We start from the raw sequence: 12,032 nt of genomic DNA on the forward strand, positions 1-12,032 counted from the left end.
AATAAATATAAGCTCAACTACTGTTGCACAGTTCAATCATATGTTACACTACGGTCATACGGGGAATATGTATGATTTTTCATGTTAGCGACACCGCTCATGCAAGCTCTTGGAAAGGAGTCGTGTCACATGGCAATCTTTTTTCGATTCCTTATGAACCATAAAGCGCTGTTGATCACCTTGCGAACCATCATCACGTTCATCCTCTTGCCGTTCGCATGGCAACCATATACGGATTCGTTCGATCCCATCATGCTGTCCGCATTCGGCTATTATCTGTTCACGACAGGCGCGATGTTTTTCATCTATGGAAAAGGAAAGCATCGCTGGAAACTGTGGCAGTTGCTGCCTCTGGCAGACCTCGCAGTCGTCTCGGTGATGGTCTACGATCAAGGCGGTCTGCAGAGCGATCTCTACTACGCCTACTTCGCGTTGCTCGCGATGGTTTCCTTTTTGTACAAGTGCCGTGCCGCCATCTGGTACACGCTGGCGGTCAACGCGAGCTATCTGACGGTGCTGCTCCTCGCACCAAGCGCTGTGTCGATCGGCGATGTGGCGGTGCGCATGGTCTTCTTCTCGCTCCTGTCGCTCGTCTTCCTCATGCTCTCGCTGATGGAGACCCGCCATTTGGAATCGAGCTCCGAATCGATGAAGCTGGTGCATGAGAATGAGCAGTTGGTGATGGAGATGGAATCGATCTCGCGGCAGGTGGCCGAGTACACGTTCGACCTGCACAACAAAGCGGTGCTCGATCAGTTGACACACCTGCACAATCACTCCTATCTGCACTCCCAGCTGGTCATCGAGATCGAGAAGGCGAAGCAGAACGAAGAGCCGCTGTCCTTGGTGATGTTCGACATCGACAACTTCAAGCGAGTCAACGATACGTTTGGTCATCTGGTCGGCGATGAAGCGTTGCGCATCATCGCCAAGCGCATGAAGGACCTGCTGCAGGGCACCTACTATACGCCTTGTCGCTCAGGCGGTGAGGAGTTGGCGGTGATCATGCCAGACGCCAGCTTGGAAGATGCGTACGCGATGGCCGAGTTTTTGCGCATCGAGATCAGCAAGGTGAAGATCCCGCTGGCGAACGGTGAATTTCTGCGCATCACAACATCGGTTGGCGTCTCCTCCTTCCCGGAGACGAGCCACAACCACCAGCATCTGATCGACTGTGCGGACAAAGCGATGTATGTCGCCAAGACGTCCGGGAAGAATCGGACCTGTCGCTACAACCTGACGCTCGAAGAAAATCATACGGCCGGGTGAAATCGCCGAAAGAAAGAAGAGGGGTACGCCCCTCTTTTTTCTATGCTCACTTCTCGATTGTCCATACAAAATTCTCGGTGTGCGAGGGTCTCATCCCCAGTGTTGCCAGCCTCGCCCACTTGAAAAGCCCTTTTTGCTCGACAGATATCATGCTAAATCGAGAGGAGTGAATATTATGTCGAGTCGCTCCCTTGAAAAAACCCTGCCTGCTCGACAGATCGAGCAGACAGCTGGCGATGACACGTTCCGGTAACTCCGCTGGCATCGCCGTTCGATGCCTCTCTGCCTCTCTGCCTCTCTGCCTCTCTGCCTCTCTGCCTCTCTGCCTCTCTGCCTCTCTGCCTCTCTGCCTCTCTGCCTCTCTGCCTCTCTGCCTCTCTGCCTCTCTGCCTCTCTGCCTCTCTGCCTCTCTGCCCTCACGAGCCCGATCAGGTGCGGCGCCAGACGCCCGCTTCGGTCACCAGCGCATCGAGCGGTGTGTCATGCTCCTCCATCGGCACCTCTGCCACCACCTGCAGCTCATAGGCGACCGCGATCTTGCGCGCATCGGAGCGCAGCTTGGGCAGGAAGCGATCATAGTAGCCCCCTCCGTAGCCGAGCCGCCCGCCTTGGCGGTCAAACCCGACACCTGGCAGCACGACGAGGTCGATCTCCTCCACCCTCACCTCTCGCTCCGGCAGGTGCAGTGGCTCGCGAATGCCGTATGCGCCTTCGCGCAGCTGGTCGAGCGAGCTGATCAGCACCGGAACCATCCGCCGCTCTTCCTTGAAGGTCACCGGAGCGCACACCCGCTTGCCGGCGGCAAGGCCGTAGCGGATCATCTCCTCCGACTCCACTTCGCCGCGAAAGTCGAGATAGAGCATGATCGTCGATGCCTGCTGCACCTCTTCCATCTCCGACAAGCGCTTAAAGATCGCCGCATCCCATGGGGCTCGCTGCTCCCGCGTCAGCTGTTGCCGCTCGGCGAGCAGCTGTTTGCGCAACTCTTTTTTGTTCATGATCGATGGCCTCCTGCCCTTCGGACGATTCGATGATTGCCTACCCTATTTTTTTCGAAACCTTTAAGATTCATTACGCTCTTTTTCGCGCCGCTTTGCTCATGTCCTTTCATTTCAACTGCAGTTTTGCCTTTTCGCGCGTCAAAGCGCTGCCCGAGCTTTTGATCGTACCTGATCGTAGCACAAAATCATTGCACAAAAAAACTCCGATCAGTTCGACCGGAGTTCATCATTTTCCCATCTCCCTCCGTTACAGGCACGCGGTTCGCATGCGCTGACCGGATGTCGACATTTTCAAACGCCCTCATTTCGAGCATGACGATCAGCTCCCCCATCAGTTCCCTCATCCGCTACCGCTTTCCATCCCCCCGATTCGGTTGTACAGATCAGCGCTTTTGACCAAGCATCACGTGCTTTCTCGCGGATACCAGCCGAGCTTGACCAACAGCCAAGGGACGGCAAATGTCCCAAACAGCCCGAGCAGCAGATAGCGGCCGAGATCCCACGGCGCGCCGAGCGGCATCATCTCTTTGGACAGCGCGCGCAGGCCGAAGACGAGCGCGATCCCGACTGCGGTCGGCAGGAGTCGCCTCCAGATCGATCGGGGCAGCGCCATCCTGATCATCTGCGCTTCCAGCACATAGCCGGTGCTGCATCCGAGCAAAAAGCCGACCATCTTTCTTCCGTCCGCCTGATGATAGAGCAGCAGGAGCAACAGGGGCAGAAGGATGGCGAACGACAGCTTGATGCCAAATGACAGCGGTCGATCTGCCAGCCAGCTGTCCACAAAGACGATCCCCGATACGAACAGCAGTCCGAGGATCAGCCCGCCCACGACATCGATCGGCCAATGCACGCCGAGATAGAGTCGCGAGCACATGATCGTCAGCACCAGCAGGATCGCAAACCCGTAAAACCAGCCCTTTCTGACCTGTGAGGCCAAGTACCCCCAATAGGTGGCCGACCCCTGGCTGTGACCGCTGGGAAACGACATGCTCGGCGCAGACTCGATGTAGAGGCTGCGAATTCCCTCCACCCCGATCGGGCGCGGCGAGTTGAAAAATATTTTCAGCGCGTAGTTGAAGAAGGTGGAGAGGGACAGCACGATCGCCAGCCTGATCGCCACCCGCTTGGAGATCAAACAGTAGATCAGCGGCACTGTCGCCACGTAGAACTCCTCGTCCCCGATGAAGGAGAAGAAGATCATCACGCTGTCCAACCACGGCTTTGCAAAGCTCTGCATCCAGAGCAAAATATCCTTTTGCATCTTGTACCTCCTCCCGGCCGACCTTGATGAAAGATGTATATGTCTGCTGGGACGAGTTCAGAAATCCTTTTCAGATCGGCAGGGCTGGGGTACACTTAGAGGATATTCCTACAGATTTTAGGTGATAAAGATGATTCTCGTGCAAGCGAATGACATACGCAAGTCTTACGGAACGGACGTGATTCTCGACGGCGTCTCGATCGTCGTGCAAGATCGCGAGCGAGTCGGGCTGATCGGGCCGAACGGGGCGGGCAAATCGACCTTTTTGAAGATCATCGCCGGCGAAAACTCGGCCGACTCGGGGACGATTCACATCTCCAAGGAGACGACGGTCGGCTATCTGGCGCAGACCTCGCGAATCGATTCGGAGCAGACGATCTGGAACGAGATGATCACCGTCTTCGCTGACGTCTACCGCATCGAAGCGAAAATGCGCGATCTGGAGCGGATGATGGCAGATCCTGCCGTCTATGAGCAGGAGGCGAAGTACAACCAGCTGACCGACGAGTATGCGCGACTGCAACAGGAGTTTACCGACCAGAACGGCTATGCGGTCGAGGCGAAGGTGCGCTCGATCCTGCATGGGCTCGATTTTCCAGAAGCGATGCACAGCCGCCTCGTCAACTCGCTGTCTGGCGGTCAGAAGACCCGCCTGCAGCTCGGCAAGCTGCTGATCACTCAGCCTGATCTGCTGATCTTGGACGAGCCGACCAACTATTTGGACATCAAGACGCTGACCTGGCTGGAAGACTATCTAAAATCCTACCCTGGCGCACTGCTGATGGTCTCCCATGACCGCTATTTTCTCGACTCGCTGATCAACGTGATCTACGAGATGGAGCGCGGACGCACCAGACGCTGGAAAGGCAACTATTCGGACTATCTGGAGCAGAAGGCGGCCGATCTCGAACAGCAGCAGAAGCGCTATGACCAACAGCAGTCGGAGATCGCCAAGCTGGAAGACTTTGTGCGCCGCAACATCGCCCGCGCCACGACGACCAAGCGCGCGCAGAGCAGGCGCAAGATGCTGGAGCGGATCGATCGCCTCGACCGCCCGGCGCTGACGCAGGAGCAGGCGTCCTTTTCCTTCAACATCGACAAGCAGAGCGGCAACGAGGTGCTCGTCGTCGAAGGTGTCGCCCTCGGCTATGCGGACAAAGTGCTGTCTGCCAACCTCAACCTGAGCGTCTACCGCGGGGAGCGCATCGCGCTGATCGGCCCGAACGGCATCGGCAAGACGACGCTGCTCAAGGCGATCAACAACCGCTTGCAGCCGCTGCAGGGTCGAGTCAAGCTCGGCACGAACGTCTCGCTCGGCTACTATGCGCAAGAGCAGGAAGATCTGACGCCGAGCAAAAGCGTGCTGAACGAAGTGTGGGATGCGTATCGCAACTTGGAGCAGACCCGCGTGCGCACGGTGCTCGGGAATTTCCTCTTCTCCGGCGATGAGGTGACCAAGCCGATCGGCGCGCTCTCTGGCGGCGAGAAAAGCCGCGTGGCGCTGGCCAAGCTGATGCTGTTAAACGCCAACTTCCTGATTCTTGACGAGCCGACCAACCATCTCGACCTGCTGAGCAAAGAGGTGCTGGAAAACGCGCTGGACGACTATCCGGGCACCCTGCTGTTCATCTCCCATGACCGCTATTTTGTCAACCGCTTGGCGACGCGGGTGGTCGAGCTCTCCGCAGATGGGATCACCTCCTATCTGGGCAATTATGACGACTACGTGGAGAAAAAAGCTGAGCTGGAAGCGGAGCGCAAGGAGCGAGAAGAAGCGCTCGCATCCACGGCGAAAAAGCAGGACGTTCCGGCAGACGACTATCAGCTGCGCCGTCAGCAGGAGAAAGAGCAGAAGCGCCTTGAGAAAAAGCGCGTGGAGCGACTGGCAAAGGTGGAGAGCCGGATCGAGGAGTTGGAGGAGCTGATCCAGACGCTCGAAGCGGATCTCTGCCTCCCCGAAGTGTTCAACGATCACCTTCTCGCCGCCGCAAAAAACGAGCAGTTGGAAGCGGCGAGATCGGAGTTGGAATCGTTGATGGAGGAATGGGCCGATCTGGAAGCGGCAGGTGAGTAACAAGATCGATCAACAGGAGACAGGCGAACTTCGGAGCATGCCGAAGTTCGCCTGTTTTTTCATATGTATAGACTGCTCGCCATTTTTTCTGTATGATTACACCATTATCTTTAAAACGAATTCACTTTTTAATTTTCGAGGTAGGTGTAAGGATGAACAGATCGATTAGCAAATCGTACCTCTATGTGAACGCCTTATCTGAGCTTGGCATGCGGATGGATCTGATCGCGATGGGGGCATTGATCTTGCTCGCCACCGGCGGGAGCGCGCTGTGGCTATCGGGGCTGCTGCTCGCCGGCGTGCTGGGCGGACTGCTGTCCAGCCTCGTCTCCGGAATTGTCGCCGACCGCTATGAGCGGCGCAAGATCATGATCATCAGCGACCTGTTGCGCGCAGGGCTGATCGCGGTGCTGATCTTCTTTCCCGAGCCGTGGCTGATCCTGCTCGTGCGCTTTTCAATCGGGATGTGCTCCTCGTTTTTCGAAGTTTCCTTTCGGGCCGAACTGCCCGAGATCTATGGCAAAGAGAACATGCTCAACATCAACGCGTTCGTGTCTCGCCTGAGCTCGATCGCGATGGTGATCGGGTTTCTCGGCGGCGGATTCCTCTACGAACTGCTCGGCTACAAGGCTGTTTTCACATTTGATGCGCTCTCCTTTTTGCTTTCGTTCTTCTTCCTGTTGCGCGTCAAGTGGCCGACGCGATCCAGGGCGAGCCGATCGCAGACAGCGCGTCTCTCGCTGCGCCAAGATGTGCGCGATGTGGTCGGGTATCTCAAACTGCATCCGGTGCTGTTCACCGTCTTTTTCGTCTATGTGGTGGACACGTTCGGCTCCGCCTCGCACAACCTCGGGATTCCGCTGTTGGCAGAAGGGGTCGGTGCGGAGCGTCAGGCGCTGTTTTACGGGCTGTTCTGGTCGCTGTGGGGCGCTGGCAATGTGATCTCATCGATCCTGATCCCGCGACTCCCCATCCTGCGCAAAAGTCTCGTCTACACTTACTTTTTGGCGACGATCGGGATGTCGCTCGGCTTCATTCTGTTCCTTTCCTCCACTTCGGTGCCGTGGATTCTGTTCTTCGCCTTTGTGACCGGCGTGTTCGATGCGGTGTCTGTCACCACCTATCATACGCTGATGCAGCAGAGCGACAACGAGATCCGCGGACGGATCTTCGGCGTGTCCGGCTTTCTCAACCGCTCCGGATTCGCCATCGGCTTTCTGGTCGCTCCACATGTGCTGGAGGCGTTCACTCTGCCGATCATGGTGACCATCTTCCACGGCTCGATCATCCTCGCCTTGCTGCTCGCCCTCGGCAACCTGCGCTTGAAAGCGAACCGAGGTAGCGTTTCACTGTAGTTTGGCTGCACGAAAAGGTTCGGTCGTATGCGCTGAAAGCAATTAGTTACGCTTAGCTTCAGTTTTTGCCGCTTCATCACCCCCAGACGCTATGGATCTTATGGCGTCTGGGGGTTTTAATCTTGGATGAACGGTACGCGTTTAGATTCTTTGTAGCGTGTCCTTCCTGTTCGCGGAGCGGGGTGCCTCTTTGCTTATCTGCACTCTGCACTCTGTACTCTGTACTCTGTACTCTGTACTCTGTACTCTGCACTCATCTCTCATCTCTCATCTCTCATCTCTCACCTCTCACCTCTCACCTCTCACCTCTCACCTCTCACCTCTCACCTCTCACCTCTCACCTCTCACCTCTCACCTCTCACCTCTCACCTCTCACCTCTCACCTCTCACCTCTCACCTCTCACCTCTCACTTCTCACTTCTCACCTCTCACCTCTCACCTCTCACTTCTCACCTCTTGCCCGCTCATCTCTTGCCCACCAGTCGACAATCAGAGTTGGGCAGCACCCATTCATATTTATTTACAGAAAATTCACCAATCTATTTTTTATACATAATTATATACAAAGTTGGTTTCTGGGTGTACAATGGGCATAGATTCCCAGCAAAGGGGTGGACGGATATGTTTCGCATCTTAAAAGACAGAAGAATTTTATATTTATTGACGGCCAACATTTTCTCTTCGATCGGATCGGGCATCACGATGATCGCTGTACCGTGGTTGCTGGTCAACCGCGAGGGAGGCGATCAGATCTTCGGATATGCCACGCTGTTTTCGACATTGATCCTATTTTTCGCCTCCCCTTATATCGGCGTGCTGATCGACCGCATCTCGCGGAAGAAAACGCTGATCTTCGCGGAGATCCTCGGGTTTTCCACCGTTCTCATCTTCGCGCTGTGGGGCTATCTGACCGGACAGTTTGAAACTTGGCAGTTGATCGGCATTCACTTTGGCGGTTCGCTCTACTACTCCATCTACTTTCCTACGAAGTTTGCCTTCATCCAGGAGCTGTTCGATCCGGAGCATTACCGCTCGCTCAACTCGATGATCGAAGTGCAGAACCAGTTTGCCACGATGATCTCAGGCGGTCTCGCCTCGCTGTTCATCGAAAAAGTATTCCTCTCGCACATGCTGGTGCTCGATGCGCTCACCTATCTGATCGGGATGGTGCTGATCATCCTCGTGCCCTATCAGGCAAAGAAAGGCGAGAAGAACGGGCCTGCCGTCTCGCTGTTTGCGAACATCAAAGAAGGCTTTCTCTATCTGAAATCGAAACCGCTCTTAAACCTCTATCTGATCTCCGCCCTGATGCCGTTTATCGGGGTGATGATGGGCAACTATCTGTTTCCGATCTATGTGACCGACACCTTGCAGGAAAGCGCGACGGTGCTCGGCTTGAGCAATACGATTTACGCGATCGGCGCGATCACCGCCGGGCTGACCATCCCCTTTTTGATGAACCGATTCAACCCGTACAAAACGTCGGTCATGACAGGTATCGTCTATGCGATCGCGATCACGATCACCGCCCTGTTTCCAGCAGCGCTCGTCTTCTTGGCGATGGAGTTTTTCCTCGGCTGGGGCAACGCGGGCATTCGCGTGGCGCGCAATACGGTCACGATGGAGATCGTGCCCAACCATCTGATCGGGCGGGTCAGCTCCTTCTTCAACGCGTTTGGGATGGCGCTTCGCGTCTCGCTGCTCGCCCTGTTCACCCAGACGATCGCCTACACAGGCGCCACCGGGTCGCTCTACATCATCAGCGGTCTGATGATCGCCGCCGCGATCGGCGTGCTCGCCTCGGGCAAGCTGTTCAATTCTAAACAGGGCACCCCGACTGAGGTTCAAACGGTTAAAGGTGCGTAGCAGACAGATCAACACCCTTTCTCGCTCGATGAGAAAGGGTGTTTTTTTGCGACCTGCTGAAAAAATTAATACTTTTCGCCAATACAACTCAAATTGCCATACCCTATTTGCTGAAAGTTTGCTACAATAGACTATACCTAGTGTTAATGAAATGAAAGAGAGCAGTGAAGTTGACATGAAATCACTCCGAGACACACTTAATACAGTTGAATCGAAAATCTTGCCCGTCAACCAAGTTGATCATCGCTTTCGCCTGGAGTCGATCGAGTTTGAACTCGATACGATCCGCCTGCAGGCACGCCTTCTTACCTCCAACGAAATGGACTACACGATTTACTGCCGCTACTCCTATAACCAGCGCAGTTTTGCTGATTGGCAGATGATCGACCACGAAGAAAAACAATTTGTCGTCGTCGGCATCGTCTCAAAAACGCTGTTCTACTTCGCACATCGCGCGACCATTTCAATCATCGAAGCGCTTGGCTATGAAATCGAGTAACCTGAAAAGGGGCAGACCTGCATGTGCAGGTCTGCCCCTTTTCTTCGCGCAAGTTGCGCTATCTCAAGTTGCGCTATCTCAAGTTGCGCTATCTCAAGTTGCGCTATCTCAAGTTGCGCTATTTCAAGTTGCGCTCCGGTCGGAGCAACAGCTGTTTGTCGATGCCCTCCATCAGCCGGTCGTCAAACACGCGCAAGATCCAAAAACCCACCCCGTGCAAGTTGTACCGCTTCGCCAAGCCGATCTTCTCTTGCACGCCTGCTGGCGTCTCGCTGTATGCGTTGATGCCGAGGATCAGCTTCTTCGGCTCGACCACTTGAAGTGCCGCTCGAATGTCCTCATCGATTCGGCTCATCGGCTGCGGCAGCCTGTCATCCACATAGGAGTAGGCCATCAGAAACAGGTGATCCGCATGTTTGGCGATCTCCTGATAATCATATCCGCGATACCATCCGTTCTGCAGCGGCGCCATCACCACCGTCAGCTTCTTGCCTCTGCTGTGCAGCACGTCTGCCACGCGCTTGACGAGCGCCGCATACTGTGCCCGCACCTCTTGGATATTCCCCGCACCGGTCGGAGCGAGCGTCTCAAAATCGAGATAGGCGCCGCCGATCCCCCGTCTCTCCAACAGCTCGACAAGGTCGTAGGCAAACTTCTCCTGCAGGGACACGTCGCGCAACAGCTTGGTCAGCTCGCCGTGCTCATCGACCGAGAAGACCATCAAGGACGTGTCAACGCCCGCACCCTTCACCTCTGTCAGCAGCTCTTCCGCACCTTGCACCGGCCAAGCGTATTCGCTCTGATCGGTGGTCAGCACACCGTTCGGATCGAGGCGGCTCCACGTGAACGACGCTTCATCGAAGTAGGGCAAATAACCTTTCTGCCCATAGGAACCGAGCCCATAGAACACCATCGCGTGCAGGTCGCTCTCCTGCGACTCGATGGTCGCCGTCTGAGTCGCTTGAATCCAGTCCACTTCCGCCCCGACCGATTCGCTGAAAAAGCGCAGCGGAATCAGCGTGCGACCTTCTTTAAGCATCGGAGCCTCCCTCAACTGCACCGGCTTGCCCCCGACCCATGCGGTCCGGTTGCCGATCTGCATCCGCAACTCCTGCTTGCCATCGTTCGCGATCACCGTCGAAGTCGCCTGTACCCACTCCATCTCGATGCCCAGCGCTTCGCCGATTGGGCGAAACGGCACCATCACAGTCCCGTCCACGTTGATCGGCTTCGGGCTGGTCGCCAACGGATAGCCGTCCAGCAAGACGGAAGGCGCTTGCACATCGGCCATCGCGACTTCGAGCGCGTTGGCGCGATCTGCGATTCCGCCGCTTACGAGCATCGACACTGCGGCGAGCAGACTAATTCCCCAACGTTTCATCGGCAACCCTCCTCCATCCTATCTCCTATTTTTATATATTTTACCATATCAAAATTGAATCTCCGATCAAAAGATTATGACAATATGCGCACAAAAAAGACAGGAGCCATCTGGCTCCTGTCTTTGCATAAATAGCGAATCATTATAGCGTATCGACAATGCGTAGCGAATTGATATAGTAAGCGAATAGGTTGATCTCTATGTCTATATATTACTGTTGAGAGAGAGTATTGTCAAACGTGTTTCGACAAAATATCTCAAAACTTTCGCTTACGACTCTTTCGACGCTGCCGCTTCTTTCGCATACTCTTTCAAGCAGCGAATGCCTTTTGCCGCCAATCGATAACTTTTTTTCATCGTGTGTTCATCTCTGCCCTTGTCGTAATACTTTTTGTTGTCGAGGAAGATATATTCGTTCGTCTCCAAGAACTCCAACAGCTGACTCCCCGCACTCTCCGGGATCGCCAACACTTCGCGCAGCTTCATGAACAGCCAGGATCGACCGAGGAATACTTCCGGATTCTCTTGGAACTTGCGCTCCCAGTTTTCGATAAACTCAAGCGCGCCGATGACATAGTTCTCAATCTTGTACTCTTTGACCTGAATGTTCAAAAATTCGAGCAGATCGACCGCGCGGTGCGCGTATGAGGTGATGTCAAACTGCTTGGAGGCTGCGCTCGGCACATAGTACAGCTCGACATGCTTCCCTTTGTACATCAGGCGGCTCATGATCGGAATCATGTCACTATCTGCTGTGACAAACACATAGCAGGAGATGTTCGGATCGGTATAGGTCGTCTCGATCGCATCGAGGCAGAGCTCGATGTCTGACGCGTTCTTGCGATGCTCATCCTTTTTGCCATTGGCGTAGACGTGGCGAAGCTGAATCCGCTTTTTCTGCAGAGAGGTCATGTCGCAAGCGATCTGCTCAAAATCGCCGAACGCCTTGAACACGCGCACATTGTCTCGGTCATACGTGTTCCACAGCTGAGCGAACAGGTTGCGCTCCAGATTCGTATCGTCAGGATCGTGCAGATAGCTATTTTTTAGCGTCCAATACACGTTGTCATAGTCGACGTAGATCGCCACATTTTCCAGTTGGCTGTGTTTCGCGATGACCCGTTCTGACTTCATCGCCGTCTCGCTGATCGTGTCGACGAGCATGTTGACCATCTCATCTCGGCTCGGGCGTCGCCTCGTTCCATTCTGATCGCTCAAAATCAGCCCGTTCGCTTGCAGGTCTTCTAGCAATGTTGCCCCCTCCTTTTTCCTGTAAGTCAATTTCAACAGCAGAGCGCAACATCCTTCATAAAAAAAGAAGCC

Annotated in this window: 9 protein-coding genes; 5 read left to right on the forward strand and 4 right to left on the reverse strand. The window is 54.9% G+C overall.

Annotated elements, in window-relative coordinates:
- Positions 1–129 precede the first annotated feature (129 nt).
- On the forward strand, positions 130–1,269 hold the full coding sequence (locus ACFSOY_RS20145; protein ID WP_386049649.1) for a GGDEF domain-containing protein: 1,140 nt from the start codon (positions 130–132) through the stop codon (positions 1,267–1,269).
- A gap of 428 nt (positions 1,270–1,697) precedes the next feature.
- Here the strand turns inward: ACFSOY_RS20145 and ACFSOY_RS20150 are convergent, their stop codons facing one another.
- Positions 1,698–2,267: a 5-formyltetrahydrofolate cyclo-ligase gene (locus ACFSOY_RS20150; RefSeq protein ID WP_386049650.1), complete on the reverse strand. Its 570-nt coding sequence runs from the start codon at positions 2,265–2,267 to the stop codon at positions 1,698–1,700.
- Positions 2,268–2,673: 406 nt separating this feature from the next.
- On the reverse strand, positions 2,674–3,534 hold the full coding sequence (locus ACFSOY_RS20155) for a phosphatase PAP2 family protein (RefSeq protein ID WP_386049651.1): 861 nt from the start codon (positions 3,532–3,534) through the stop codon (positions 2,674–2,676).
- A gap of 130 nt (positions 3,535–3,664) precedes the next feature.
- On the opposite strand from ACFSOY_RS20155, the gene ACFSOY_RS20160 reads away from it, so the two are divergent.
- The 4 genes from ACFSOY_RS20160 to ACFSOY_RS20175 all read left to right on the forward strand — a co-directional run bounded on the left by ACFSOY_RS20160 (position 3,665) and on the right by ACFSOY_RS20175 (position 9,328).
- On the forward strand, positions 3,665–5,608 hold the full coding sequence (locus ACFSOY_RS20160; RefSeq protein ID WP_386049652.1) for an ABC-F family ATP-binding cassette domain-containing protein: 1,944 nt from the start codon (positions 3,665–3,667) through the stop codon (positions 5,606–5,608).
- 152 nt (positions 5,609–5,760) lie between these two features.
- Positions 5,761–6,963, forward strand: coding sequence for an MFS transporter (locus tag ACFSOY_RS20165; RefSeq protein WP_386049653.1), 1,203 nt, complete (start codon positions 5,761–5,763; stop codon positions 6,961–6,963).
- Positions 6,964–7,584: 621 nt separating this feature from the next.
- Complete coding sequence (locus ACFSOY_RS20170) at positions 7,585–8,829, forward strand: MFS transporter (RefSeq protein ID WP_386049654.1); 1,245 nt, start codon at positions 7,585–7,587, stop codon at positions 8,827–8,829.
- Positions 8,830–8,980: 151 nt separating this feature from the next.
- Positions 8,981–9,328, forward strand: a complete 348-nt coding sequence (locus ACFSOY_RS20175) for a hypothetical protein (protein WP_386049655.1) — start codon at positions 8,981–8,983, stop codon at positions 9,326–9,328.
- A gap of 118 nt (positions 9,329–9,446) precedes the next feature.
- On the opposite strand, the gene ACFSOY_RS20180 is transcribed toward ACFSOY_RS20175, so the two are convergent.
- The gene (locus ACFSOY_RS20180; RefSeq protein ID WP_386049656.1) at positions 9,447–10,709 is read right to left on the reverse strand and encodes a stalk domain-containing protein; all 1,263 of its coding nucleotides are present in this window, start codon (positions 10,707–10,709) and stop codon (positions 9,447–9,449) included.
- Positions 10,710–10,979: 270 nt separating this feature from the next.
- Positions 10,980–11,960, reverse strand: coding sequence for an NYN domain-containing protein (locus ACFSOY_RS20185; RefSeq protein WP_386049657.1), 981 nt, complete (start codon positions 11,958–11,960; stop codon positions 10,980–10,982).
- Positions 11,961–12,032: the final 72 nt, after the last annotated feature.

Origin of the sequence: Tumebacillus lipolyticus (assembly GCF_042682745.1) — a bacterium.
Classification (GTDB): domain Bacteria; phylum Bacillota; class Bacilli; order Tumebacillales; family Tumebacillaceae; genus Tumebacillus_A; species Tumebacillus_A lipolyticus.

Bases quoted from the DNA above. Each gene is read 5' to 3' on its own strand.
- ACFSOY_RS20170 (WP_386049654.1), top strand. From the start codon at position 7,585: ATGTTTCGCATCTTAAAAGACAGAAGAATTTTATATTTATTGACGGCC.
- ACFSOY_RS20180 (WP_386049656.1), bottom strand. From the start codon at position 10,709: ATGAAACGTTGGGGAATTAGTCTGCTCGCCGCAGTGTCGATGCTCGTA.
- ACFSOY_RS20160 (WP_386049652.1), top strand. From the start codon at position 3,665: ATGATTCTCGTGCAAGCGAATGACATACGCAAGTCTTACGGAACGGAC.
- ACFSOY_RS20175 (WP_386049655.1), top strand. From the start codon at position 8,981: ATGAAAGAGAGCAGTGAAGTTGACATGAAATCACTCCGAGACACACTT.
- ACFSOY_RS20145 (WP_386049649.1), top strand. From the start codon at position 130: ATGGCAATCTTTTTTCGATTCCTTATGAACCATAAAGCGCTGTTGATC.
- ACFSOY_RS20155 (WP_386049651.1), bottom strand. From the start codon at position 3,534: ATGCAAAAGGATATTTTGCTCTGGATGCAGAGCTTTGCAAAGCCGTGG.
- ACFSOY_RS20150 (WP_386049650.1), bottom strand. From the start codon at position 2,267: ATGAACAAAAAAGAGTTGCGCAAACAGCTGCTCGCCGAGCGGCAACAG.
- ACFSOY_RS20165 (WP_386049653.1), top strand. From the start codon at position 5,761: ATGAACAGATCGATTAGCAAATCGTACCTCTATGTGAACGCCTTATCT.